27 protein-coding genes and 1 pseudogene are annotated in these 24,300 nt (G+C 68.8%); 18 read left to right on the top strand and 10 right to left on the bottom strand.

What is annotated here, in order from left to right; genetic code table 11:
• The first annotated feature begins 10 nt into the window (after positions 1–10).
• Complete coding sequence (locus ETD85_RS01785) at positions 11–2,887, top strand: ATP-binding protein (RefSeq protein ID WP_138687791.1); 2,877 nt, start codon at positions 11–13, stop codon at positions 2,885–2,887.
• 9 nt (positions 2,888–2,896) lie between these two features.
• Here the strand turns inward: ETD85_RS01785 and ETD85_RS01780 are convergent, their stop codons facing one another.
• Positions 2,897–3,562 carry a response regulator gene (locus ETD85_RS01780; RefSeq protein WP_138687790.1) on the bottom strand — a complete coding sequence of 222 codons (666 nt, stop codon included), beginning with the start codon at positions 3,560–3,562 and terminating at the stop codon, positions 2,897–2,899.
• Complete coding sequence (locus ETD85_RS01775) at positions 3,559–4,722, bottom strand: sensor histidine kinase (protein ID WP_240778763.1); 1,164 nt, start codon at positions 4,720–4,722, stop codon at positions 3,559–3,561. Before ETD85_RS01775 ends, ETD85_RS01780 begins: the two co-directional genes overlap by 4 nt.
• Before the next feature lie 156 nt (positions 4,723–4,878).
• On the opposite strand from ETD85_RS01775, the gene ETD85_RS01770 reads away from it, so the two are divergent.
• Together ETD85_RS01770 and ETD85_RS01765 are read left to right on the top strand one after the other, a co-directional pair.
• On the top strand, positions 4,879–5,193 hold the full coding sequence (locus ETD85_RS01770) for a hypothetical protein (RefSeq protein WP_138687788.1): 315 nt from the start codon (positions 4,879–4,881) through the stop codon (positions 5,191–5,193).
• 282 nt (positions 5,194–5,475) lie between these two features.
• On the top strand, positions 5,476–5,907 hold the full coding sequence (locus tag ETD85_RS01765) for a VOC family protein (RefSeq protein WP_138687787.1): 432 nt from the start codon (positions 5,476–5,478) through the stop codon (positions 5,905–5,907).
• On the opposite strand, the gene ETD85_RS01760 is transcribed toward ETD85_RS01765, so the two are convergent.
• Positions 5,895–6,476: a hypothetical protein gene (locus ETD85_RS01760; protein ID WP_138687786.1), complete on the bottom strand. Its 582-nt coding sequence runs from the start codon at positions 6,474–6,476 to the stop codon at positions 5,895–5,897. The two genes, ETD85_RS01765 and ETD85_RS01760, sit on opposite strands and share 13 nt — an antisense overlap.
• A 205-nt stretch (positions 6,477–6,681) precedes the next feature.
• On the opposite strand from ETD85_RS01760, the gene ETD85_RS01755 reads away from it, so the two are divergent.
• The 3 genes from ETD85_RS01755 to ETD85_RS01745 all read left to right on the top strand — a co-directional run bounded on the left by ETD85_RS01755 (position 6,682) and on the right by ETD85_RS01745 (position 8,414).
• A complete protein-coding gene (locus ETD85_RS01755) occupies positions 6,682–7,458 on the top strand; it encodes an NAD(P)H-binding protein (RefSeq protein WP_206058023.1) in 777 nt (258 codons plus the stop codon).
• 44 nt (positions 7,459–7,502) lie between these two features.
• Positions 7,503–7,802, top strand: a complete 300-nt coding sequence (locus ETD85_RS01750; protein ID WP_138687785.1) for an SCO4225 family membrane protein — start codon at positions 7,503–7,505, stop codon at positions 7,800–7,802.
• 63 nt (positions 7,803–7,865) lie between these two features.
• Positions 7,866–8,414: a GNAT family N-acetyltransferase gene (locus tag ETD85_RS01745; RefSeq protein WP_138687784.1), complete on the top strand. Its 549-nt coding sequence runs from the start codon at positions 7,866–7,868 to the stop codon at positions 8,412–8,414.
• A 7-nt stretch (positions 8,415–8,421) separates the two neighbouring features.
• Here ETD85_RS01745 and ETD85_RS01740 read toward each other — a convergent pair whose 3' ends face one another.
• Both ETD85_RS01740 and ETD85_RS01735 read right to left on the bottom strand, forming a co-directional pair.
• Positions 8,422–9,426, bottom strand: coding sequence for a BtrH N-terminal domain-containing protein (locus ETD85_RS01740; protein WP_138687783.1), 1,005 nt, complete (start codon positions 9,424–9,426; stop codon positions 8,422–8,424).
• A gap of 321 nt (positions 9,427–9,747) precedes the next feature.
• Positions 9,748–10,680 (bottom strand): aminoglycoside phosphotransferase family protein, encoded by a 933-nt coding sequence (locus tag ETD85_RS01735; RefSeq protein ID WP_138687782.1) that lies wholly within the window; start codon positions 10,678–10,680, stop codon positions 9,748–9,750.
• A gap of 121 nt (positions 10,681–10,801) precedes the next feature.
• On the opposite strand from ETD85_RS01735, the gene ETD85_RS01730 reads away from it, so the two are divergent.
• Together ETD85_RS01730 and ETD85_RS65440 are read left to right on the top strand one after the other, a co-directional pair.
• Entirely contained in the window at positions 10,802–11,011 is a 210-nt protein-coding gene (locus ETD85_RS01730) for a hypothetical protein (protein WP_206058022.1), read from the top strand.
• 169 nt (positions 11,012–11,180) lie between these two features.
• Positions 11,181–11,681 (top strand): annotated as a pseudogene (locus ETD85_RS65440) (LamG domain-containing protein); the annotation flags it as partial.
• Positions 11,682–11,878: 197 nt separating this feature from the next.
• Here ETD85_RS65440 and ETD85_RS01720 read toward each other — a convergent pair.
• Positions 11,879–12,382 carry a GNAT family N-acetyltransferase gene (locus ETD85_RS01720; protein WP_138687839.1) on the bottom strand — a complete coding sequence of 168 codons (504 nt, stop codon included), beginning with the start codon at positions 12,380–12,382 and terminating at the stop codon, positions 11,879–11,881.
• A 196-nt stretch (positions 12,383–12,578) separates the two neighbouring features.
• Positions 12,579–13,325 carry a hypothetical protein gene (locus ETD85_RS01715; protein ID WP_138687780.1) on the bottom strand — a complete coding sequence of 249 codons (747 nt, stop codon included), beginning with the start codon at positions 13,323–13,325 and terminating at the stop codon, positions 12,579–12,581.
• A gap of 251 nt (positions 13,326–13,576) precedes the next feature.
• Here ETD85_RS01715 and ETD85_RS01710 point away from each other — a divergent pair, with 251 nt between their 5' ends.
• The 6 genes from ETD85_RS01710 (at position 13,577) to ETD85_RS01685 (ending at position 18,809) form a co-directional block, all read left to right on the top strand.
• Positions 13,577–14,170 (top strand): hypothetical protein, encoded by a 594-nt coding sequence (locus ETD85_RS01710; protein ID WP_138687779.1) that lies wholly within the window; start codon positions 13,577–13,579, stop codon positions 14,168–14,170.
• Positions 14,171–14,956: 786 nt separating this feature from the next.
• The gene (locus ETD85_RS01705; RefSeq protein WP_138687778.1) at positions 14,957–15,532 is read left to right on the top strand and encodes a dihydrofolate reductase family protein; all 576 of its coding nucleotides are present in this window, start codon (positions 14,957–14,959) and stop codon (positions 15,530–15,532) included.
• A 766-nt stretch (positions 15,533–16,298) separates the two neighbouring features.
• Positions 16,299–16,559, top strand: coding sequence for a CopG family transcriptional regulator (locus ETD85_RS01700; protein WP_138687777.1), 261 nt, complete (start codon positions 16,299–16,301; stop codon positions 16,557–16,559).
• The gene (locus ETD85_RS01695) at positions 16,556–16,969 is read left to right on the top strand and encodes a type II toxin-antitoxin system VapC family toxin (RefSeq protein ID WP_138687776.1); all 414 of its coding nucleotides are present in this window, start codon (positions 16,556–16,558) and stop codon (positions 16,967–16,969) included. Before ETD85_RS01700 ends, ETD85_RS01695 begins: the two co-directional genes overlap by 4 nt.
• 212 nt (positions 16,970–17,181) lie before the next feature.
• A complete protein-coding gene (locus ETD85_RS01690; protein WP_138687775.1) occupies positions 17,182–17,964 on the top strand; it encodes a hypothetical protein in 783 nt (260 codons plus the stop codon).
• 425 nt (positions 17,965–18,389) lie between these two features.
• Entirely contained in the window at positions 18,390–18,809 is a 420-nt protein-coding gene (locus ETD85_RS01685) for a hypothetical protein (RefSeq protein ID WP_138687774.1), read from the top strand.
• A 240-nt stretch (positions 18,810–19,049) separates the two neighbouring features.
• On the opposite strand, the gene ETD85_RS01680 is transcribed toward ETD85_RS01685, so the two are convergent.
• From ETD85_RS01680 to ETD85_RS01670, 3 genes are all read right to left on the bottom strand, one after another.
• On the bottom strand, positions 19,050–19,697 hold the full coding sequence (locus ETD85_RS01680; protein WP_240778761.1) for a GIY-YIG nuclease family protein: 648 nt from the start codon (positions 19,695–19,697) through the stop codon (positions 19,050–19,052).
• 81 nt (positions 19,698–19,778) lie between these two features.
• Positions 19,779–20,246 carry a hypothetical protein gene (locus tag ETD85_RS01675; RefSeq protein WP_138687772.1) on the bottom strand — a complete coding sequence of 156 codons (468 nt, stop codon included), beginning with the start codon at positions 20,244–20,246 and terminating at the stop codon, positions 19,779–19,781.
• 50 nt (positions 20,247–20,296) lie between these two features.
• Complete coding sequence (locus ETD85_RS01670; protein ID WP_138687771.1) at positions 20,297–20,893, bottom strand: hypothetical protein; 597 nt, start codon at positions 20,891–20,893, stop codon at positions 20,297–20,299.
• Between ETD85_RS01670 and ETD85_RS67220 the strand changes: the two genes are divergently transcribed.
• The 4 genes from ETD85_RS67220 to ETD85_RS01655 all read left to right on the top strand — a co-directional run bounded on the left by ETD85_RS67220 (position 20,892) and on the right by ETD85_RS01655 (position 23,471).
• Positions 20,892–22,100 (top strand): replication initiator, encoded by a 1,209-nt coding sequence (locus ETD85_RS67220; RefSeq protein WP_138687770.1) that lies wholly within the window; start codon positions 20,892–20,894, stop codon positions 22,098–22,100. The two genes, ETD85_RS01670 and ETD85_RS67220, sit on opposite strands and share 2 nt — an antisense overlap.
• Positions 22,070–22,231 (top strand): hypothetical protein, encoded by a 162-nt coding sequence (locus tag ETD85_RS62820; RefSeq protein ID WP_170246460.1) that lies wholly within the window; start codon positions 22,070–22,072, stop codon positions 22,229–22,231. Before ETD85_RS67220 ends, ETD85_RS62820 begins: the two co-directional genes overlap by 31 nt.
• Before the next feature lie 530 nt (positions 22,232–22,761).
• Complete coding sequence (locus ETD85_RS01660; RefSeq protein ID WP_138687769.1) at positions 22,762–23,142, top strand: type II toxin-antitoxin system RelE/ParE family toxin; 381 nt, start codon at positions 22,762–22,764, stop codon at positions 23,140–23,142.
• Positions 23,139–23,471, top strand: coding sequence for a helix-turn-helix domain-containing protein (locus tag ETD85_RS01655; protein WP_138687768.1), 333 nt, complete (start codon positions 23,139–23,141; stop codon positions 23,469–23,471). The genes ETD85_RS01660 and ETD85_RS01655 overlap by 4 nt, the downstream gene beginning before the upstream one ends.
• Positions 23,472–24,300: the final 829 nt, after the last annotated feature.

The raw sequence follows: 24,300 nt of genomic DNA, 5'->3' as shown, positions 1-24,300 counted from the left end.
GTAGGCCGCATTGTCCTCAGGACCGGCCCGCGTCGCCCCCTACGGATCCCTGTCCGACGTGCTCGTCGGACGCCAGGCCGAGCTCGCGCTCCTGCGTACGGCCATCGCCGCCGCACCCTCGCTCGCCCTGATCGAAGGCGAGGCCGGGATCGGCAAGAGCCGGCTGGTGGGAGAGCTGTTCGCGACGCCCGAGCTGGCCGGCGCCCGCAGGCTCGTCGGGCAGTGCGAGCAGCTCCAGGACCCGCTGCCGCTGTCCCCCTTGCTGGACGCCTTCCGCCTGGCCGGCGGCGAGCTGGCCCGCGCCAGGCCGGCCAACCCGGTGGTGGGCGCGCTCGCCCCGCTGCTCCCCGAGATCGCCAAGCACCTGCCGCCACCCCTGCCCCCGTTACCCGACCAGCGGGCGGAGCGGCACCGGGTGTTCCGGGCGGCCGTCGCCCTGCTGGAGCACCTGAGCCCGCTGGTGCTCGTCCTGGAGGACGTGCACTGGGCCGACGGCGGCACCCACGACTTCCTCGCGTTCCTGGCCGCCCACCAGCCACGGGACCTCTCGGTCATCCTCACGGTGCGCACCGGGACGGGGCTGCTGCCGATCCGCGAGGCCTTCGCCCGCGCGCCGTCGGGTCCCGCGCGGGTCGTCACCCTCACCCCGCTGACCAGGCCGGAGGCGGACGAGCTCGCGCGCCGCATCCTCCAGGCCGACCTGCCGGGCACGTTCGCCGCCCTGCTCTACGAGAAGACGGGCGGCATCCCGTTCGTCGTCGAGGAGCTGCTGCGCACGCTGCTCGAACGCCTGCCCGCGAACGAGATCCCCGGCCGCCCCGACGTGCTGACCGGACTCGCCGTGCCCACCGTCCTGCGCGACGTCGTGCTGCAGCGGCTGTCCTCCCTCGACGACCCCGTGCGGGAGATCCTGGAGGCCGCGGCCGTCATCGGCATGACCCCCGACGACCGGATCCTGGCCGAGGTGACCGAGCGCGACGCCGCCGAGGTCGCCAAGGCGCTCGGCCGGGCGCAGGCGGCCGGGCTGCTGCACGAGGAGGACGGCGGGTGCCGCTTCCGGCACGCGCTGGCCAGGCAGATCGTGTACGAGTCCGTGGCCGTCTCCGGCCGCCGCTGGCTGCATCTCAAGACCGCCCGCGCCCTGGAGTCCGCCGGCCCGAAGCCGGTGGCCAGGCTCGCCCACCACTACCGGCTCGCCGGACGGCCGGCCGACTTCGTGAGCAACGCGGAGGCCGCCGCCGACACCGCTCTCTTCCACGGCAACGACGCCACCGCGGCCCGCTTCCTCCTCCAGGCCCTGGAGATCGGCGAGCTGTCCGGCGAGGTACGCGTACGGCTGGCCGTCAAGCTCGGGCGCGCGGCGGTCGACGGGCTGGCGCACGCGGAGGCCGTACCGATACTGGAGCGCCTGCTCGCCACCGAGCCCCTGCCCGCCCACCTGCGCGGCGAGCTCCGCTTCGCCCTCGGCCGCCTGCTGCGCCAGCACGGGGAGGCGTGGGCGGGTTACCTCCAGATCGAGAGCGCGGTCGGCGACCTCGCGGGCCGGCCCGCGCTCCTGGGCCGGGCGCTGGCGGTGCTCGCCGCGCCCGAGACCATCGTGGACCGGCACGTCGGCGAGCACGCGGCGCGCTGCGACGAGGCCGAGTCGGCCGCGCGGCGCAGCGGCGACCGGGACGTCGGCGTCGCGGTGCGCATCGCCAGGGCCTCGCTGCTGCTGGAGCAGGGCGATCCGGCGAGCTGGCGGCTGATCGACGAGCTGCGGCGCGACGAGGGGCTCAGCGGCGCGCCGCGGGAGCACGCCCGCGCCTGCCTCAACTGGGCCCAGGGCGCCCTGCGCGTCGGCCGCCTCGACCGCGCCGAGGCGCTGCTGGCCGAGGGCCGCCAGGTGGCCGACCAGGCGGAGTACCTGCGGGTGGCGGAGGTCGTCGAGCTGGTGACGGCCGCCGTGGACCGCGCGGCGGGGCGCTGGGACGGGCTGGAGCCCCGGATCCGCCGACCGGCGGGCACGGCGGCCACCTTCGCCGCCGCGTCGCTGGACTCGCGGCTGCTGCGGGGCGCGTTGCTGGCGGCGATGGGGCCGGCCGAGGAGGCGGTGGCGTGCCTCGGAGAGGTGATCACGGTCGCCGGGCGGGTGGGGGCCGTGTGGCCGCTCATCTCGGCGCGGGTGACGCTGGCGCGGCTGCTGCTGACCCTGGACGACGCGGCGGGGGCGATCGAGCACGCCACGGCGGCGCTCGCTCTGGTCCGGGCCAAGGGGATCTGGGTGTGGGGCGCGGAAACCGTGCTGGTCCTGGTCGACGCGCTGGGCTCCGCGGAGATGGCGGACGCCGCCGCGCTGGTCGCCGAGCTGGGCGCCGGGATCGACGGCGCCGATGCGCCCCTGGCGCAGGCGGCGGCGCTGAGCGCCCGGGCCGTCCTCGCGCGTTCGCGCGGGGACCTGCCGGAGGCCGACCGGCTGCTCGACGCCGCGCGGGCCACCCTCCAGGAGGCCGGGCTGCGCTACGAGGAGGCGCTGGCCGCCGAGCGCCTGGGCCGGTGGCGCTGCGAGAGCGGCGCGGCGACCGGCGGGCCGCTGCTGGAGAGCGCCCTGCGCCTGTACGGGTCGATGGGCGCGGACCGGGACCTCGCCCGGGTCAGCCGGATCATGCGGCAGAACGGGGTGCCCATCCCCTACCCGTGGCGGGGCGGCCGCCCGTCCCACGGCCAGACGCTGTCCTCACGAGAGCGCGAGGTGGCCCTGCTCGCGGCGGAAGGCCGGACGAACCAGGAGATCGCCACCGCGCTGTTCCTGTCCAGGCGGACGGTCGAGAGCCACATCGCCAGCGCGCTGCGCAAGCTCGGCCTCCCGTCGCGGAAAGAGCTCAGAGGGCTGACGGCGCTTCCCTGACGCGCCCGCTCACTCGGCGGCGTCGGCGGCGACCAGGCGGCTCTCCCAGGCCCAGGCCACGATCTCGACCCGGTTACGCATCCCGAGCTTGGACATGACGCTGGAGACGTGACCTTTGACCGTGCTCACCGAGATGAAGAGCTCCGCGGCGATCTCCTGGTTCGTCCCGCCCCTCGCGATGGCCAGGACGACTTCGATCTCCCGCTCGGACAGCGGCTGGGCGGGCGCGCGGGCGGCCGGTTCGGTCATGGCCGTCAGGTGGCGCAGCAGCCGCAGCGTGACGGACGGCGAGATCAGGGCGTCTCCGGCGTGCGCGGCGCGTACGGCCTCGACGAGCAGGTCGGGGCCCGCGTCCTTCAGCACGAAGCCGGCCGCCCCGCCACGCAGCGCGCCGTAGACGTACTCGTCGAGGTCGAAGACGGTGACCACGATCACCCGCAGCGGATCGCGCACGTGGGGGCCGGCCAGGGAGCGGGTGACCTCGATCCCGTCGAGGCGGGGCATCTGCACGTCCACGAGGCACACGTCGGGACGCAGCCTGCGGGCCAGCTCGACCGCCTCGACGCCGTCGGCGGCCTCGCCGACCACGGTGATGTCGGGCTGGTCCTCCAGGATGAGGCGCAGGCAGCCGCGGATCATCGCCTCGTCGTCCGCCAGCAGCACCCTGATCGTCACCAGCGCCTCCCCCCGGGCAGGGGCACGGTGGCCAGCACGGACCAGCCGCCCTCGGGGCGCGGGCCCGTACGGAGCGAGCCGCCCAGGCCCTCGACGCGTTCGCGCATCCCGACCAGGCCGTATCCGCCGGTGCCCGGCGACCGGCCGGCCGCCGGCGGAGCGTCGTCCACGACCTCGACGGTGAGCGTGCCGCGATCCCGCGTCACGCCGACCGTGACGGAGCGGGCGTGCGCGGCGTGGCGGGAGACGTTGGTCAGCGACTCCTGCACGACCCGGTAGACGGTGCCGGCCACCTCCTGCGGCCAGGCCGGCTCGCCGTCGGGCAGTCGCAGGCGTACCGGAGGGCCGGTGAAGCGGTCGACCAGCTCGCGCAGCAGCGCCGGGCCCGGCACCGCCGCGCCCAAGGCGGCGCGCGGCGCGTCCGGCCCGCGCAGGGGCCTTCGGACGGGGCCGGCGTCGCGGAGGAGGCCGACGACCTGGCGGGTCGCCGACAGCGCGTCGGAGCCGGCGGCCTCGATGCCGGCCAGCGACCCCGCCACCTGCTCCGGGTGCCTGCGGGCCTGGATCCGGGCGGCCTGGGCCTGGAGCACGACGCACGTGACGTGGTGGGCGACGACGTCGTGCAGCTCCCTGGCCAGCGCGAGGCGTTCGTTGCGGCGTACCCGATCGGTGAGGGCGCGGCGGCGGGCGGAGAGCAGGCGCGGCCCCAGCCCGGCGGCGACGGCGGCGAGCCAGCAGAGGCCGCTCAGCACCGCCAGGACGGGGCTGGACGCGGCGGTCAGACCGCCGGCGGCCACCGCGAGGCCACCGGCCGCGACGGCGCAGGCGGGGCGGACCGGCAGCGTCCTGACCGCGGAGCCGACGAGCACGGACACGCCCAGCGACATGGCGGGACTCGGCTCGCCCGGCAGCCCCGCGAGCCACGCCACCACGACGGCGACCGCCGCGACGCCCAGACCCGCGACCACCGCCCGCAGCCGGTCGAGCCGCCGTGCCAGGGCGATCGAGCACACCACCGCGCCGGCGGCACAGCCGAACACCCAGAAGCCGCCGCCCCAGCTCGCGGCCAGCCGGTACGCCTGGAAGGCCAGCGCCGCCGCGAACCCGGCACCCAGCCCGGCCTCGGCCGCGACCTCCGCCCGCCACCCCAGAACCCGCACGCCGCCCAACGTAGACGCCCCGGCCACCCCGCAGTACCGGCCGAAAGTACGGTCGTGAGCCACGCCCCTCGACGCCGCGCGGTCTCCCGGCGCCCGCCGCCGGCCCTGGAGCCGCGGCCGGGGTGCCCTTCGACGCCCCGGCATATGCTGAGGACCATGGCCGATTTGGAGAAGCAGCAGGACGTCCGCATCGAGATCAAGATGATCATGTCGCTCACCGATGTGCAGGCCCTGCAGGACGCGGCGATCGACCTGATCGAGCGGGAAGGCGTGTGGCACATCGGGGCCGACCCGACGGAGGCCCAGAAGCAGGAGGAGATCCGCCAGATCAGGGACGACCCCGCCCACGCGGTGAGCAACCTGATCGCCTTCATGAACATCGACACCATGATCGCGGATCGCATCCCCGGCCTCGAGGTCGAGAGCGCGAGCGTGGGCACGAAGGTGGGCGAGCCCGGCGATTTCGACTAGCCCGGGAGCGGACCGGCTCGGGTTGTCGGGGTGTTCCGCGCGACAAATTCGTGGCCACGCGGTAGAACTTCGTCCCAGAGCTCCTGGCTGTGACGGGTGAGGTTGTGGTGGCCCGCCCACCGCGCCGGGAGCTCTGCCATCATCTGCCCGGCCCCTGGCGTCCCGATCCGGTCATGAGCGCCTCGATGCGTAGGGGCCGTCGGACACGCCGATATGCACCTTGCGGCCGCGCGCGCGTACGGTGGTCTTCCCCCGCTCTTCCAGCCCGTCAGAAAGCCCCACATGACCGAAACGCCGGCCGCAGCCGGAACCCTGCACCACGTAGAGATCTGGGTCCCAGACCTGCACCGCGCGCTGGCCAGCTGGCAGTGGCTGCTGGAGGAGCTCGGCTACGCCCTCTTCCAGGACTGGCCCGACGGCCGGAGCTGGCGGCTCGGAGCGACGTACCTCGTCCTGGAGCAGTCGCCCGCGCTGACCTCCGACCTGCACGACCGCCGCCGGCCCGGCCTGAACCACCTCGCCTTCCACGCCGGGCAGCGGTCCCTGGTCGACGCCATGGTCGAGCGGGCGCCGGAGCACGGCTGGAGCCTGCTGTTCCCCGACCGCCACCCCTACGCGGGCGGCGGCCGGCACTACGCCGCCTATCTGGAGAACGCGGACGGCTTCGAGGTCGAGCTGGTGGCGGCGCGCGCCGCGGAAGCTCAGGACCAGTAGTCGACCGAGCGCGCGGCCCCCGCCACGATGGCCGCGCCGTCGAGCTCGACGGCGGTGAACTCGATGCCGCTCAACGGCCACTCGACGGCGAGCTCGAACGTCTCGGGCGGCGGCAGCGGCCACAGCCACAGCACGACGTTCAGGGCGGTCAGCCCGTCGCCGAGGCGCATCGCCTGCAGCAGCGGGCCGGCCGCCGCCCGGCGTCTTCGATCGATGCTGGTGACCTTCGTCCCGTCGGCATAGCGCACGCCCCACCGCAGCAGCCGGGGCGGCAGCCGTTCGCCTGCCCGCAGCCTGATCGGCGCGGAGGGGAGTATGGCCATGTGCAGGTCCCAGTAGTCGGTCAGGCTGAGGCCGCCCTGGCGCAGGGCGATTTCGACATGGAACGTGCAGCCTGTTCGGTAGGCGCGAATGGTCGGGAGGGTGAGAGCCGCGTGGTCGCTGCGGGCGATCAGTCGTTCGACGGCCAGCACGGCCCCCATTTCCGGCAATGCCGGGCATAGCCATGGGGGAAGCTCCGGAGATATCCCGAGATCTCCCTCTTCGGTCGGCAGGGACTCGAAGAACATCCGCCCATGCTAGGACCTCGGATCAATTCCTGGCCGACAAATAATTGGACTCGTTATATCCATGGAATGGCATCGGCACCCGAGCCGACGATTCCGAATTTCCTTCCATATTTGGCTTCTTAATGGGGCTGGGGGTAAAACCAGTGGCGGCGCGCCGCCTGCCGAGGGTTCACTGGGGCGACTGTCCACAGAGGGAGACCCATAGATGATCGCGATCTCGGCCGCGTCCGGTGCGCTCGGCCGTCTCGTCATCAGCCGGCTGCGTACGCGGGCGGAGGTGGTGGCCGTCGTTCGCGACCCCGCCCGAGCCCCGGAGGGCGTCGCCGTGCGGCGCGGCGACTACGACGACCCGGCCAGCCTGCGCGCGGCCTTCGACGGGGTCGACCGGCTGCTGCTGATCGCCTCCCCCGAGCTCGACACCGCCCGCAGGATCAAGCAGCACCTGGCCGCCGTGTCCGCCGCCGAAGAGGCCGGCGTCGGCGCCGTCGTCTTCACCAGCTTCCTCGGCGCCGGCACCGTCGCCACCGGCCTCACCGAGGCGTACCACGCCACCGAGCAGGCCATCCTCGCCGGCGGGCGGCCGTACACGCTGCTGCGCCACCCCTTCTACAGCGACGCGTTCGTCCCCCAGGTCTCCGGCGGGGAGATCACCAGCAGCACCGGCGGCCGGGGCCTGAACACGGCGTTCCGGTCCGATCTGGCCGAGGCGGCGGCGAACGTCCTGACCGGCGAAGGGCATCTGGGCCGGGCCTACGACTTCACCGGGCCGCTGTGGACCTATCCCGAGGTGGCGCAAGCGATCGGGGTGACCTATCGCGAGGTGCCGGACGCCGGCCCCGGCCCCATGAGCTGGCTGTCCGCCCAGGTCCGCGCGGGCGCGCTCGAACAGCAGTCCCCCGATCTGGCGCGCGTGCTCGGCAGGCCCGCCAAGACGGTCGCCGCCCACCTCCTTGACCAGCGGAAACTCGGGGCCCAAGGGTAGATCGGCGATAGACTCGGCGGTTTCCGTCCGAGGAGGCCGCCTGGATGCGCCGGTACCGGAACGGCAGGAACGCGGCGGTCATCGCCGGCGCCTACGGGGGCCTGGTGCTGCTGCTCGGTGTCGTCTCGCTGGTCATCGTGCTGACCGCCCCTGATCCCATCCTGCTGACCGGCCTCGCCCTCGTCGTCGTCACGTTCCCGCTCGGCTGGCTGGTCTGGTGGGGGCGGGACCTGGTTCCGGCCCTGGCGGGGCGTCCCGTGCTGTTCACGGTGCTCCTCGTCGTGGCGGGGCTGCTGCAGACGTGGGTGCTCTGGCGTGCGACCAGGGGCTCTGCGCGTCCCTGAGATCAGGGCCGATGCCGCCGCCTGGACGGAGGCGGCGGCAGTTCTCGCTGGCATGATGTGGGGATGGACAGCCCGCTCGTGGTTCCGGAGCTTGCGGCCGGTGAGACGTTCCTGCTCCGTCCGTGGCGGCTGGCTGACGCCGTGGTGGTGGAGGAGGCTTCCACGGATCCGTACATCCCGCTCATCACCACCGTGCCTTCGCGATACTCGGCCGAGGAGGGCGCGGCCTTCATCCGTCGGCAGTGGAGCAGGTCCATCGACCGGGTCGGCTACTCGTTCGCGATCGCGGACGCCGGGAGCGGCCGGGCCGTGGGCCAGATCGGGTTGTGGCCGGGGGCGTACGGACGGGCCACGGTGGGTTACTGGGTGACCGCGTCCGTGCGCGGGCGGGGGGTGGCGGCCGCGGCGCTGCTGGCGGTCTCGGCCTGGGGCCTGGAGCGGCTCCGGATCCCGCGGCTTGAGCTGCACGTGGAGCCGTGGAACGAGCCGTCGTGGAAGACCGCGGAACGGGCCGGGTTCGTCCGTGAGGGGCTGCTGCGCGGCTGGCAGGAGATCGGGGGCGAGCGACGCGACATGTACGTGTACTCGAAACTCCCCGGAGACCTCACCTGAGAGCTCCTCAGCGCTGCCGGCCTTGAGGCTTGAGCTGGCTCAGCGCCTGCATGGCGTCCTTCTCGATCCGCGAAAGATCGTGCAGGATGGCGCCGGCCTGCTTGAGGTGGTCCGCGTCGCCGCTCTCCCCGGCCTTCGCGATCAGCGTGGACACGTCCGTCCACAGGTCGGCGGCCTCGGCGTACAGCCGGTGACCGGCGCGGAGGTTGCCGTCGTCGACCAGCCGGGTGCACTCGTCGAGGAAGTCGCGGTAGAGGGCGCGGAACAGGCCGCCGCCGGTGCCGCCCCGCTCCATGAGGAGGGCGGCCTGCGGCAGGTCCCGCTGCGGGTCGCCGGCGCGCAGCAGCCATCCGGGCACCTGCTTGCCGGCTTTCTCGATGCCGCGGTGACCCAGGTTCGCGATGGGAGGGGCGAGGAAGGCGTCGGCGCAGTCCTTGATGGCGGGGACGATCTGGTCTTCCCAGGACAGCGGATGAGCCGGCCGGGCGATGGTGAAGGATCGGTTCCTGGCGGTCATCGGGCCGCGTTCGGCCCGCGCCAGGGCGAGGGCGGCCCGGCTCGTACGCACCGCGCCTCCCTGCTGGCCGGTGTCCACCAGGTAGACGTCCTGCTCGTCGTAGCCGTACATGGCGACGACATGACCGCCGAAGTGCACCTTGGTCTGGAAATAGTCCAGGTGGTAGCAGTCGAGCTGGAGGCCGACCGGCCGACCGGCGTCGATGGGGGCGGCCACGTTCTCCCACGCCTTGCGCGCAGAGGTGGTCTCCTCGGCCGTCAACGTCAGCCCCAGCCGGGCGGCCAGGCTTTTGGTGAGCTCGAAAGGCTTGACCCGGCCTCCCAGAAAGGGGAACGCCATGCTCTTGCTGTCCCAATAGATGAAGGACAGGCCAGAGCCCAGCCCGAACAGCATCGGCTCGGACAGATCGAGCCCCTCATGCCGCAGCAGCACACCCAGCGCCGTCGTCTCGCAGTGGTGCAGGCCGCGGGCCTCGATGCCCTTCACGATGGTCATGCGTCGCTCTCCTCATGCCGGCGCGGCGAACGGTCACACCGCTGGACCCAGCATGGAGCCTCCTACAGGGGGAGAGTCCAGCCGATGCGCGAGCCGGCGGCGAGCTCGGCGGTGCCAGTAGCATTCTCCTCCCGATCCTTGATCACCAGGAGCTCTCGTGCGGCCGTTCCCCGCGTCAGCCGGGCTGCTCGCCCTGGAAGGAGCGTGGCCGCAGCTCGTTCCGCCAGGAGAAGGGGCCTTCTTCGGCGCGCCGCTCGGGAGGCATGCCGCCGGCGGGGTGGGCTCCACGGGAGAGCCGTCGGGCCGAGCCGGTCCGGCCGGCTACCGGCCCTCCGTGAGCAGCTCCGCCAGATGGTCGGCGAACTCGGTTAGCCAGTCCAGTCGCGGGCCGCTGGGGGCGATGCGGAATCCGTGGCGGCGACCCCAGAAGGCGGCCTGGACGGCATGCAGCTGGCACCAGCGCCGGACGCGTTCGCGATCGAGCTCCGCGGCCTCGGCGAAGACGTCCAGCAAACGGTCGACGGCCTTCGGCAGGTCGCCCGCTTCGAGGAGCGTCAGCGCCCGCGACTTGAGCAACGTACCGGCGTCGTGAGCGGGGTCTCCCGCGTGCCCCTTGGGGTCGACGGCCAGCCAGGGCTCACGCTCGGCCCGCAGGATGTTGCCCGGGTGGAGGTCACCGTGGATGAGAAGGTCCGGTTGGCCGCGGCCCAGCTCGCGGACGGTCGCCGCGGCGCTGTCCAGCGCGTAGGGAGGCAGTGCGTGCCCCAGCTCCGCCGCGTCCCTGCGCAGCTGCTCCTCCCAGGCGTCGGCCTGCTCCCGCAGCCGGGGCAGGCCGGGCGGAGCGGGAACGGCCAGGCGGCGATTGAGCCGTCCCGCGATCGTCACGACCTCATCGCCGTCCGCGACCTCGGCCAGGGTCGTGCCGCGGGCCCGTTCGAGCAGCATGGCGAAACGCTCGTCGGCGCGCTCGTACAGCAGCACCGCTCCGCGCCCGCCCCACGCCGCGAACGCGTCGGGCTCGTGCACGTTGCCGGGGTGCGGGAAAGACACCTTCAGCACGGCGCTCGCCCCCGTCCGCCGCCGCACCGGGACGATGACCCCGACGCCTCCGTGCATGACCTCGCCGTCCGGCACGCACCCCCAGCGGTCCAGCAGCTCGGCCACGATCGCGGGCAGCTCGGCGAGCCACGCGGCTCCGGGCCCCCCTTCCCGCTCGGCCGTGCTCCGCGCGAACCCCTCCGGAATCTGGATCATCCCGGCACTTTACGTGCCCGGCCGAGACCACCACCACCTGGTACGAGTCGGTCCGGGACCGGCATGCCTGCGGCATACCACCGTCCCCTAGCCTGCCGCCGTGAACAGGACTCATGGTGGGATGGACGGCGAAGCGTCGATGACGCGGAGGACCCGGCTCGGCGCAGGTGCGCTCGGCCGTCGCACCCTCTCCGCAGGTCTGGGCACCGCTCTGCTGGCCGCCTCCATGTGCCTCCCGCAACCGGCCGCGGCACGCCCGGCCGCGGCGGCCTCCGCCGGGCTGAGCGCCTACGACCAGCTGGTCCTCTCGGACCGTCCGGCCGCCTACTGACGGTTGTCGCACCCCTCCGACGGCACGGAGACCGACCGCACCGGCAACGGGCACAAGGGCGCCTTCCACGGCGTCACCAGCACGGTCCAGCTCCCCAACCGGGACGGCGCCGCCGTCTTCAACGGCTCGTCGGGCTACTTCGAGATCCCGACCGCCAAGCTAGTTCCACATTTCCACCACGGGCACGTTCACCGTGGAGGCGTGGATCAGGCCGCACACCCTCCAGTTCCCCAACGAGGAACAGACCGGTTACGTCTACTTCATGGGGAAGGGCACGAAGTCGGGCAGCGGCGGCGACCGCGAGTGGGCGGGCCGGATGTACTCCAAGTCCAACGACGAGGATCGTCCCAACCGCATCTCCGGTTACGCCTGGAACCTCGACGGCGGTTACGGCGCCGGGGCGTACTTCCAGCAGCCGGTGAAGGCCAACGAGTGGATCCATTACGCGGTCACGTTCGACACCGCGGAGGGCACGTACGGGAAGGTGCGCATCTACCGCAACGGCGTGCTGGCGGGCTCCGACAATCTGGCCTACCGCCCCGGTACGGGCGACGAGGTCATCGTCAGGCCCCGGCCGGGATCCGCGCCGGTCCGGGTCGGCACCCGAGACCTGAAGTCCTACTTCAAGGGCGCGGTCGGAAAGTTCGCGATCTACAATCGCGAGCTTTCGGGAGCGGAGCTCCAGTCGCACTACGCCGTGATGACCGGATCGGGCGCGCCGGACTTCGACGCCGACGGCATCGGCGACCTGCTCGCGGTCAAGAAGGACACCAACACCCTGCACATCTGGAACGGCAAGGGCGCCAACAACTTCACCGCCGCCACCGAACTCGGCCCCGGCTGGGCCCCTACGCCGCCACCCTCACGTCACTGGGCAACGTCAACGAAGACGGTCACACCGACATCGGCGCCGTCAGTGACGACACCCTGTACCTCTGGAACGGCAAGGGGAGCAACCGGTTCGGCCCGGCGACCCCCGTCGGGACCGGCTGGACCCCGTACTTCTGACGCGCCGCGCACCATGAACACGTCCACCGCGTCCTCGGTCTCCAACGTGAACCCGTGCCGCTCGTACAGCCGTCGGGCGGGGCTGCCCTGCAGCACGTTCAGCCGGACCACGGCCTCTTCGCGGTCGCACCGTTCCAGCAGGCTGCGCAGCACCGCGGAACCGAGGCCCCTGCCCTGGAACTCCGGGGTCAGATAGAAGTGCTCCAGCCAGTAGGCATCCTCGGCCGGCCGCAACGCCACGCAGCCGGCCAGGGTGCCGGCCACTCCGATCACCCAGGTGTGCCCTGGCGTGAAGGCGTCCCGCAGCCGCTGCCCCACCCGCTGCTCGTCATACCGCCCGAGCCGCTCCAGGTCCGGCCGCATCACGACGACCCGCACCTCGACCAGCGCTTCGAGGTCCGCCAGCAAAGCGCGCCGAAGTTCCCAATTCACCACGAACGTGATGTTATCGGCCCACCGGATACCGCCCGTGCAAGGAGAAGCTCCGATCCGGGGAGCGAGAGCGTCGCCGTCACCGGGCAAAATTGTGGCGGGCTCGCCGGGCGGGCCGCGGCTTCGCTCACCAGCTCAGCACCCGGGATCGGCCGGCCGGGGCCGGTGGCCGGGCCCGCAGCACTTGCGTGCCCAGCGGGACCAGGGCCACGCAGAGCAGGCCGGTGACCACCACGTCGGGGATCGAGGCGGCCTTCAGCACGCCCATCCAGGTGCCTCCCGCCACCAGCAGCATCAAGGCGCGGGCGGTGCCGAACACGCCCGAACGCCAGGCGGCGATGGCCAGCAGGAGCGTGCCCGCGTACTGACCGGCCGAGGCCCAGACCGGCACCCGCCACGGCCCGTAGGAGATGTCGACGTACTCCGTCATGACGGCGTTCGTCGCCTGCTCCAGCCCGACCACCTCGGTGAGCTGGAAGGCGCTCTGGTCGGCACCGGCGAAGTACAGCCGGGCGAAGAGCCCCGCCACCAGCAGGGTGGCCCCCCAGAACGCGAGTCCGCCTCCGACCCGCTGGGCCAGCGCGACGAAGGCGGGAAAGAGCAGCACCGCCCCCAGCGTGAAGACCGCGTAGGAGAGGGTGACCAGGGCGGGTTGCGAGGTGTAGGCGAGGAGCTGCCCGGGGGCCGCGAACGGCTGCGCCTCGGCCCACGCCTGCTGCTGGGAGGAGAGGGGGATGGTCGAGCTCAGGTAGCGCATCAGGTATCCGGCGCACATGACGACCGGACCCAGGACGAGCGTCACACCGCCGATCCACCGGCCGGGAAAGTACGGGTTCATGGGGGCGAGCCTGTCGCGGACGATCCAGGCGAACACACCGCCGATCGTCAGCTCGCACCCCTGTCGAAAGTCAGGTCATGGCGGGACGGCGGCCGAAACGGAGATTGGGTCGAGGCTGAGGGCAGGACCCGGGGTCGTGCCGTCAAGGCAGGCGGAGTACCACCGCTTGACACTCACAAAGGCCGGAGCGCTCGTACGGCCGCCCAGATCGCGCACGTACCTCTCTCATCGGGCTTTCTCTCCGAGCGGCCTGACGATGGAGGATTGTGAATGAGTACCCTGCCGTCATGGGAACTGGCGAGACATCTCTGCAGCTGGCGGACGTGACATCGGCGTTAGACACGGCTCTCACCGCGCTGAAGGCTGTGGGAGCCGACCCGGCGTACCGCGTGGGTGGCACAGGTGCCGCTCTTCTACAAGGTGTGCGGCTTCCTGTCGGAGATGTCGACCTCTTAGTGGCTCGGCGGGAGGACGTGAACACGTTCGCCGCTGCCCTCTCGTCCTTCCCCTGTTTGTATGCGGCCTCTTGGATCCCCGAAAGTTCGCAGTATTTCGCCAGGTACGAGGTGAGCGGGGTCCATTTAGAGATCAGCACGGTTGAGCGGGAGACCGACTCCGATGAGATGGAGTGCATCGGCCGTGGCCCGTGGCAGCACTATGTCTTGATCCCGTGTGGCTCGCACCGCGTTCCTGCGGTGCGCCTGGAACTGCGGTTGGCCACAGAACTCTTCCGCGATCGGCCCGATCGATACGGACCTCTCCTCGATCACATGGCGGCGCAGGGGTTCGATGCCGAGCTTCTGCACAGGGCCATGGCGGCTCACGGCCTTTCGGCGGAGCACCGGCGCTTGGTCAACGACCGCCTCTGCCGTTCCCGATAGCTGCCAAAGGGTCGGCGACTCGCGCCCGAGTTTGACGTCTGCGCCATCACTCAGCGACGCCGTACGGCTCCATCGCTCGATTCGAAGGCATCGCCCAGATGCAGCCAGGTTGGAGCGACCTGCCTTCCGGCACCAAGAGAGTCCGCTGTCCCCTACGCTCGGTCATTTCATTGGTGGCCGGTGATCCTGACGGTCGTCTCCATCCCGGCGTCCATCCACATTGCCCGAAAGTGAAATGGCCCGCTTTTCCCACGGGTGTCAACGCGGTACGGCTCTCCACATTCACCGCATGTACGCTCGTCGGGCCATGGTGAGCCGGAGACCAGCCCGTCTGCCTCATCTTCGGCCACTTCCACACTGTAGGCGCGTAAGTCCGTCAGATCTCGCCGCCAGGCGCCGGGTCCGACCCGGTAGCGCATGAAAAGTGGATCGCCTTCATTACGCACCGCCCGGGTACTGAGCTGAGAGAGCTCGCATGGCCGTAGGTGCGGCTTCCCTGATCACCCCGGCCACGCTCCAGATCTTGCTGCGGCGCCGTCTCAAGCAGGTGGACATGACCGGTACCGTGCTCTCAAAGGCGATCATCGGGTCTGGCGCTGGACTCAAGGACCTCATGGCCCGCATGGGACAGGACAACATCCGAGCGGCCGTGACTACCAGCACGCGGCCAGGAGAGCCGACCTGTGAAAGAAATCCGGGAGGGGTGTCGGATCGGGGCGGTGGTGTTCGTAGCAGGGGTGAGGCCGCCACAAGGCGCCCGCGACCCGCTTCCGGCAAGGAGACACCATGACTGCCACCTACACCTTCGACATCTTCTCCACGCTCGACGGCTTCGCCAACCACAACGGCGACTGGGGCGGCTACTGGGGCAAGCAGGGCCCGGAGTTCCTCGCCCATCGCGCCGCTGCCTACCGCGACCCGCTACGCATGGTGCTCGGGGCCAAGACCTACTCCTCGAACGCGCCGTTCCTCAGGCCGGGCTTCGACCGCAGCCTGTTCGACGCGTGGATCACCCGCATGTTCGAGTCCCCGGTCACGGTGCTCTCCAGCCGGCTGACCGAACCGCTCGAGTGGCCGGACACGACCATCGAGTCCGGCGACCCTGTCGAGGTGGTCACGCGTCTCAAGGCCGACTCCGATGTGCCGCTGCGCTCCCACGGCAGCCTGACGCTCAACCGGGCCCTGCTGAACGCCGGCCTGATCGACACCATCGAGGTGACGATCTTCCCAGTGATATCCGGGACGACCGGCGTGGACCGGATCTTCGACGGTACGGACGACTTCGACCTCGAACTGCTCGAGGCCCGGACCTTCGACGGCCACACGCAGGTGCTGACCTACCGGCCGACCCGACACAGTTGATCGGCGACGGGCGGCGTCGAGCCATACCGGGATCGTCATCCTCGACTACGTCGCCCGGTCGCTGCGTCACTTAGTTGAGCTGGGAAGAGACCGCGATCGATTGGAATGAACCGGCCCATCACCCGACGAACGTAGCCCAGAAGTAGGTTGCATCGTGGGACGAAGACACCGAGCGCAAGGCCGGAAAACCGTCTCCGTGTCGAACGTGCCATACGCCGCCATGTCGTACTGCCTGACGGTTGCCAGCGCGCGGTGTGGACAGTCATACGCACGCTCGCGCACGTCCGTCGAGACGATGCTGTCCGCTCGATGGCCTGGTTGAGGAGTAGGCCATTCGGCATGACGGACAGCCGAGATCGAGACGGATCGAGCATGGAAAATCAGGAACCGATCCCTGAGCGGCCTCTTGTGCGCCGAGAGCAGGTGACGGGTATCGAATCCGCACTGTCAGCTTGGGAACCGCATCGATCACTTACCCACGGAGGTCCCGAGCTGGGCAGCGAGCCGGTCGTGATGACCGCGATTGACCCCTCATCACCTCTTCCGATGGCCCGCTAATGGGCCAGCGATCAGCCCGCGACCTGTGTTTCTCGCGCCACGCGCGTACCCCGCCCGCCTGATCATCCCCGTCTGCCGTCATCTCGCTTCGAGAGGAGCAAGGAGAGCGCTCAGCTCTCGCGGGTGCGCAACCACTGACGACGGGTTCTCCCGGACGATAGCAAGGCGGCCGCGACATCGCGGGAGGATAGACGGTAGGATAAAGGGCATGACTGAGCCTACCGGCAAGTATTCGATCACCATGCCGCGTGACATCGCCGAGGCCGCCCGATCCCGGAGTGGCCCTTCCGGCCTGTCCGCTTACGTCGCCGCCGCCGTCGCCCGCCAGATCGAGCGCGACAACCTCAGCGAACTCATCCAAGTAGCCGAGGCCGAGCATGGCCCCATCACCGACGACGAGGTCCAGGCATTGCGCGACCAACTCCACCACGCCCGGCAGGGACAGCCCAATGGTGGGGCGGCTGCGTGACCCGTTCGCCCGCTACTCCTGGCGGCACCCTTGTCCTCGACAGCGAAGGACTGGCCAAGGCCGTTCTGCGCGACCGTACGGTCACCGCGTGGCTTGCTCTCGCCCGTGCTGACGACCTCCGCGTCATCACCTCTGCCGTCACCCTCGTCGAGGTGGTCCACCCTCACGTGAACCGACCGGCTCTGGAGTGGACGCTGTCCCGTCTTGTCATCGAACCGATCACCGAACCAATCGCCCGCCACGCCGCCACACTTTTGTCCAACGCCGGCCTGCACGGGCACAAGTACGCCATCGATGCCATGCTCAGCGCCACCGCCCTCGCCGCCCCAGGCCCTGTCACCGTCCTCACCTCCGACCCCGAGGACCTCGCCGCGCTGTGTGGTGCACGCGTCACCGTTATCAAGGTTTAAGTTATGCCCCGTACTGCTGGTTCTGACAGGTGATCATGACCCCAACGGGACGCAGAGATCAACAGCATGAGAAAACGTCAAGGCCCAGACACCGAATCCATCGGCCCACCTGGGCTTCCGTGCCGAGCTTGTGGCGCTGGTCTCGTACCGTCGCCAGATCATGATCAGGTATTCGGAGCCCCTGCTGCGCGGCTTGATCTAACATCGTCGCCGTGGCGTCGTGGGCCAGAAGGTATCGGTCAGGTGACTACGTTCCCGTGTGGAATGAGATGCGCGCCTTCGGGTCGGCTGGAGTGCCGTCGAGCCTGCGCGAGGATGCCGAGGACGTTGCCCGGGAGACTATGCGGCGCGTGGCTGTCAATGCCGATGTCTTGGTGGACCGGCTTTGGTCTGCGGGGTACAGGTTCGCCTGTCCTGATGCGGTCCGGCAGCCGCCGACGACGGCCGATTTCGATGCCATCGCCAAGGCCGAATCCATCCTTGGCCCCCTCCCTGTGGCGCTTCGCGCCTGCCTGGAGGTGGTGGGTGTGGTTGATCTATGCGGAGATGGAGGCACACTGCTGCCCCACGTCCGTTACCACGAGCCGCCAGGGGAGCCTTGGGACTGCGGGCCGGATCCCCTGGTCCTTCACTCGGGCGTAATGCTGCGAGACATGTTGGATTCGGCTGTTGGAGACCTCAGCCTGGGCTGCGCATGCACAGATCCGGAAGAAGACGAGCAGTGCAGGTTCCACGAAGACGGCTTCTTCTTCGACATCGCACCCGATGCGGCAGCCAAGGCCAACTACAGCGGAGGAGGTCACGGTGTCCATCTCCCGAACGCTGATCCAGACCCCTTGGTCGAGGGCACGACGGCTGAGGAGCCGATCTCGCTCGTCGAATATCTCCGCTGCTCACTCTGGTGGGGAGGATTCCCCGGCTACCGTGATCGGCCTGTGCATGTTCAGGTGCCGGAGTTGATCGGGCGGCTTAGCAACCGACTACTGGAGTTCTGAGTGCGAGACAGACATCAAACCCGTAGATCGGCTCGTTGTCGTAAGAGCGGGTGCCGGGAATCGAACCCGCGCTGTCAGCTAGGAACTCCTTCAAGATCACAGTATCTGACCAGGGGAAACGCTGACCTGGGTGTATGCCGGTCGAGCGATCGCAAGTCTCCCTGAGTTCCGCCCCAGCTACCCTGGTCGGCCGGCCAGGAGCAGGCGATCGTAAGGGCAGCATTCGTGCGGCCCGATCTGGCCGGCCGGTGTGTCGGCTAGGACCGCGGGCTCTCAGACATCTCCAGCTGCTTCGCGCATCAGCAAACTCCAGCTGTCCTCCGTATCGCTCGTTCGATACCTTCAACAACCATGCAGGAGGTCACCTCCGAGAGGGCGACTGTCCTTTTGCTGTCGCTCTCCGCGAGTCACTGGAGCCAAAGAGTATGAATAGCCTTACGAGAACCTGCGCAGTCTTCACCGCGGGTATCGCCTTAGCTGCCTCAATGACTGGCTGCGGCACAATCTGCGAGACGCAGGCAAAGCAGGAGATTGACGAACTCAAGCAGATCGTTCAAGATCTTCTCCCGAGGACCATCGCCGAGACCGCCATGGAAGAGGACGACTGCGACTCCGGAAGCGGCGGTTCTCTTGCCTTCAAAGTGAGTCACACGATGACTAGCGAGCAGATATTCGAGAAGTTTCTCGCCCAGGGATGGAATCGAATCGATGACCCACAGGATGGGTGCTTCCGTTGTGTCGACGGGCTCGACGGCGTAAGCACGGAGAGGGATGGTCAAGAGGTCTATCTGAAGATCAGCAACTCGGAGGACGGCTCCATGGACATCTTGGCGGCGTTTGCATGATGTGCGGCCCGAGCGGCGATCCGCGCATGAGAACGGCCCTCGGGCCGCCACCCCCGCAGCGCGCGGCTCAAGGAAGAGTGCTCGGTCCTCGACGTCAAGAGCCCGGCCGCGCTGCTGGCATGTACGCCGCCGCCTGCGATGCGACCGAGAAGCCGGCCGGGATTGTCGTCGGGTCCATGCTGCCGGGGGACCGCCACCAGTTGGATGGCGCCTATCCCATCCCCCGCCCCCCGGACGAGGCTACGTTGGCAGGGCTGCTCCAGCAGCCCCGACCGACTGCCGCCACTCCAGGGCTTCGGCCGTGTCGCGGTACTCCAGGAGATGTTGACCAGCGATCTTCTGCAGCAGGTCGCGCACCTCGGCCGGAGTGGCATGGAAGAACTCTCGTCGCAGGTTCACCTTGTTGAGCCGATGGTCGCTCAGCTCCGAGTGCAGTCGCGCCTCCAGCCCCACCGCGTCCTCGCTGAAGATCAACGCATGCGTGTCGAACCTGAATGGCACCGATGCGTCACCCAGTTCGCGCACACGATCTTCAGGCTCCAGCCGACGGGTCATGCCGATCTTCACGACGTTTTCTCCGAAGGCTCCGATGTTGGAGATGACGTACACGTACCCAGCCCGGGTGTTCGCTTCTCGAGCCTCGACGTCGGCGACCGCCGCGCCGATCTCCTCCAGCTTGGCCTTCAACTCATCCACGCTCTCCGCGGATGCGGCACCGTTCTTCAGCAGCTTCGCCAGCGCCGACCGATAGTGCGCCTCCTCCTTGCGCAGGCGCGTCTTCTCGCGCTCGAACTCGCGTCGTGCGGTTTCCTCTTCACGCTGCTGTTCGCGCTGTGCACGGATGAGCTCCTTCTCTTCCTCCTGCTTGGCCAGGTAATCGGCCGTCAACTCCAGCTCGTGGATCCGCCCCGCCGATCGCTATGCGAACGGGCACGCAGCAGGTGCGTTGGCGGCATCGCCACTCGGGCCCTATTCGATGAGCACCCACCCCTTGTTCTGAGTTCTGATCAGCTTTCGAATGAGACCACGAGCGTTGAGGTCCTGCTCCGCGATCATCTGCAAGGTGCCAACGGCTTGCCCAATCCGCTCGACAATCGCCGTAATGACATCGATCGTCTCTCCCTCGTGATCGGTGTACGACTCGAAGCCTGGCTCAGGTTGAAAACATCCCCACCAATCGAGCAGGACGCAAAGAGCAGCCTGCCTCGCCGGCCCAGGATGCTCGGTGATGATCTCCAGTAACACGTCAGTGCCGGTGACGGCGGCCGGATAGAGCGTCCCAGCATGATCGTTTCCTACTGCCGATCGGATGCCACCCTCTTGATCCAGGTCACTACGAGCACTCCTGCGCAAGGTGGCGAAAGCTTCCGCGACAATTTCCGGCTGATACCACCTCGGTCCTGGGATCGCTGCCCAATCCACGGCCTGAGGGTTCATGGCGGCAGCGTACGACACACCCCTTACGTCCCGCTCCCGCGAAGCGGCGATCATCCCGGAGCTGGAGTGCCCCTGCCGGAGGCATTGGGTGTCAAATAGGGAGGCCGAGTGACGCCGAGCTTTCGGGCGCTGAGGGGAGAGAGCGTCATGGGTGTGAGCCATCCTTGCCGGGTCATGACGACTTGGGCCGGCAGTGGTGCGGATGGGTAGACCTCGATGCCGTGGGCCCAGTTGAGGAGTATGCCTTCGGTTCCATCGGTGTCGGCCAGGATGATGGAGATGGGTTGCTGGTCGTTGGCCCAGGCGTTCCAGACGGCCCAGCCGTCCGCTGTCGGAGGTATCCCCAGTCGGGTGCAGATTTCTTCGTAGGTCCCCTCCATGTCCGCGGGGATCGCCTTCGGGTGGAGAAGGACGATTCCTGCGAGCTGCATGGGCGGGAGATCGTCTTCCAGGCAGCCGTCTCCGCTGAAGTGGTAGTGGCGGATCTGACGGGCCAGTTCGTTCACGGCTCGGTGGAGAGCGGTGGCGGGTGTCGCCTCGCGGTCGTAGGTCAGCCATCCTTCTTCGTTTGCGGCGTGTATTACATCGCGCGCGAGCAGTTCGATGTGACGTAGGTACTCCGTCTCGCTGAGGTTGGCTGGAGGCATGAGGCCCAGTTTGCACCTGCTTGCGGATATGGCCCACATGTTATTTCGGTCGTTCCTGCGCGGGCTTCTAAACGACGGCCCGGGCCGCTGCCGCCCGGGACCAGGCCCCCACGCCGCACGCCCGGGCGGCGGGCGCCGGAGGGCCGTCGGCGGCGCGCCAACGCCGCCGCTTGAAGAGCCCTGCTCGCCTACCTGCCCGAACTGGCTGCGCTACAGCGTGCAGCCCAAAAACGCCAAGTCCGGGTTGATTCCCGGCCGCTGCCGGTCCAAGGCCCACAAGCCCGAACACCTCGGCTACGCCGGTCGCCGGTTCCTCGTCTCCCGCAAGTGGAGCAACAAGACGCTCGCCGAACACAAGCAGGACCGCCGTACCTGGGTTCTCGAAGCTCTCGGCCAGGCCAACGGGCCCACCGACCCACACCGCTACGTCTGGCAACCGGTCAAGCCGGGCGATCCCGATGTCGCTCCGATCGGCGTCCGGCTCCTTCGATCCATCGCCGAACGCCAGCGATGGCGCGCTCACCTGAGACGGCTGGAAGAACTTTCGGCAACTCCGCGCAAGGTGGGGCGACGACCAGTGGGCAGCATCCGGGCGCTCAAGAGAGGCGAAGGGCACCGCATCCGCTTCCAGCGGCATGGTGAGATGCGTACCTACCCGGAGGTCTTCCCGACGCGAGCAGAAGCCGAGCGGGCACTGTGGCGGATGATCGACACCGGGCAGGCCGACTGCACGCACGATCGGCGCTACCGGGCCTTCGTGCTCCTGGCCACGTTCGCGAGCCTACGGTGGGGCGAGATCACCGCACTTACCCGATCAGATCTCGCCCTCAACGCGGGTACGGTCCGCGTGCGCCTGGCCCATATGAAACGCTCCACAGGCGAGCTGGCTCTTGGTCCACCCAAGTCCAAGGCCAGCAAGCGCATCGTCGGCATCCCACAAGCGATCATCCCGGCTCTGACAGAACACCCGCGGCTCTGCGTGAAGCCTGGGGCCGGAGCACTGATCCTCACCGGGATCAAGGGCGGCCCGATGCGCAGGAGCGGGTTCAACAAGCTCTCCGGCTGGATGGAGGCCGTGCGGGCGATCGGCGTCCCGGGTCTGCATGTCCATGATCTCCGTCACACGGGAAACAAGATCGTGGCGGACTCGCGGGGCTTAAGGACCTCATGGCGCGCATGGGACACGACAACGTCCGCGCCGCGATGATCTACCAGCACGTCGTCCGTGGAGCCGACAAGCTGATCGCCGAAGCCATCGACAAGCACCTCATCGGGTACGAACGGGCACACGACGATGACGACGACAACCCGCCCGGCCTGCTGGTCCCCGCCGGGTGATCACAAGCCCTAATGGCACGCAGAGATCAACAGTCCTAGTAGAGATCAAAGCCCAGGTACCGAATCCATCGGTCTACCTGGGCTTTCAAGATGAGAGCGGGTGACGGGAATCGAACCCGCGCTGTCAGCTTGGGAATTGCAGGGATCTTGCCTCGTAGGGGCGTTGACCTGGCTCTGAAGCCGGTCGTGAGTGACCGTGGTTGACCCCTTGTTACCGCCCTTAATGGCACGCTAATGGCACGGCGATCAGCCCGCGACCTGCTGTTCCTCGCGCGACGTGTACCCCTTTGCCCTCCTGATCACCTTGTCTGCCGTCGGTCCGCCCGGGGAGGAAGCAGCCAGGGCCACGGGGGACATCCTCGATGGGAGACACGCAACAGGCACCCGCATGGAGGGCAGTCCGTGGACCCGCGAACCTACGCATCCACCAATCGGCTCGACGCGGGGCTCGCCAGCGCAACCTTCGGCGAGAGGCGGGGTGCATCGGATGTGGACATGGGGAATATGACTAGATGGTTATAATCGTTTGTATGAGCTGGGAGGTCAGTCTTCATCCGGAGGTCGAGGCGTGGTATTTGACCATGTGCGTTACCGATCCGGAGACTGCAGACCTGGTCAAGGACGCGATCGATCAGCTCGCGGAGGAAGGCCCGACGGCGCGTCGTCCTCTGGTCGACCGGGTACACGGCAGCCAGTATCACAACATGAAGGAACTACGTCCGCCCTCATCGGGGACGAGTGAGATCCGGATGTTGTTCTGCTTCGATCCTGCAAGGGAAGCGATCTTTCTGGTAGCCGGCGACAAAGCCGGCAACTGGAACCGCTGGTATCGGGAAGCGATACCGCTGGCCGACGAACGATTTGCCCAACACCTGATCACGCTCAAGCAAGAAGAGCAGGAGGAGCGATGAGCACTCAGTACAGCAAGTGGTCAGACGTCAAGGCCAAGGCGGCAGCGCTCGACCCGCGAGACGAGACGGAACGCGCTGCTGGAGAAGCCGTCGCGCGTGAACGCCGCGAAGCATACGTCCGCGGATTCCAGCTCGCCGAGATCCGTCAGGCCGCCGGTGTCACCCAAGCCGAACTCGCGCACACCTTGGGAGTCAGCCAAGCTCGCATCTCCAAAATCGAACACGGCGAGGTATCCGGCATCGACGTCGTACGAGAGTACATCGCTGCGCTCGGGGGGCACTTGGATCTCGTAGCTACGCTCGGCGACCGGACCTGGAAAGTCGCCTGAAGAAGGCACGCCGATCTGCAGCCAAGTAGTTCAGAGCTTCGACCACGTCAGCCCAGACACAAGCCCTCGCTGGGCTTTCCGATGAGAGCGGGTGACGGGAATCGAACCCGCGCTGCCAGCTTGGGAACTGCATCGATCACGGTCCGTTGGGGCACTGAGCTGGTCGGAAGCCCAGTCCTGAGTGACCGTGGTTGACCCCTCGTCGCCCCTCTTAATGGCCCGCTAATGGCCCGGCGATCAATGTCGAACAGGCCCACCTCAGCCATTACGGCCTCGGCTCGCGCTCGTCGCGATCATCCCGGAACTGAGGCCCCCGCCGGAGGCGCAATGAACTGGGCACGAGTCAAGGGATCGTCCTGCAGAGAACGATGTTTCGAACTTTGGTCCTAGGCTCGGTCAGTCCTATTCCCCTTTGGATGTCGAATGACCGGTTCCACTCTCCGCGGTGTTTAGGATCCCATGCTTCATTGCGCGCGTAGGGTTGACATACGGCTTCGTATTCCGCGTTCGACACCGAGGCGACGGAGGGTGCGGATGCTGCGGTGACCATCAGGGTCAACAAAGCTGCGGGGGCAGCGAGGATGTGTCTACTCGATCTGGTCATGATGTCAGCCCTCCAAGATCCCGACTATCAGATCATGTCGGAGCGGCTGAGTGGCAAATCAGGCGGTGGCGTGCCAGCGGTCGGTGCAGCGCCTTGGTACGGCGCGTCTGGATGACTCAAACCCCTGGCCTGCGGAATCGGCGCAGGCTGAGCCGACGGTTTTACAGCTCGTGACCGTTATGGCGGGCGCATGGTTTCCTACCTGGGGCGGAGCGATCCCGGCGC

The sequence above is a fragment of the Nonomuraea zeae genome (assembly GCF_005889725.1).
In the GTDB taxonomy this organism is placed as follows: Bacteria; Actinomycetota; Actinomycetes; order Streptosporangiales; family Streptosporangiaceae; genus Nonomuraea; species Nonomuraea zeae.
This window is presented reverse-complemented; position numbering and strand designations above follow the sequence as displayed.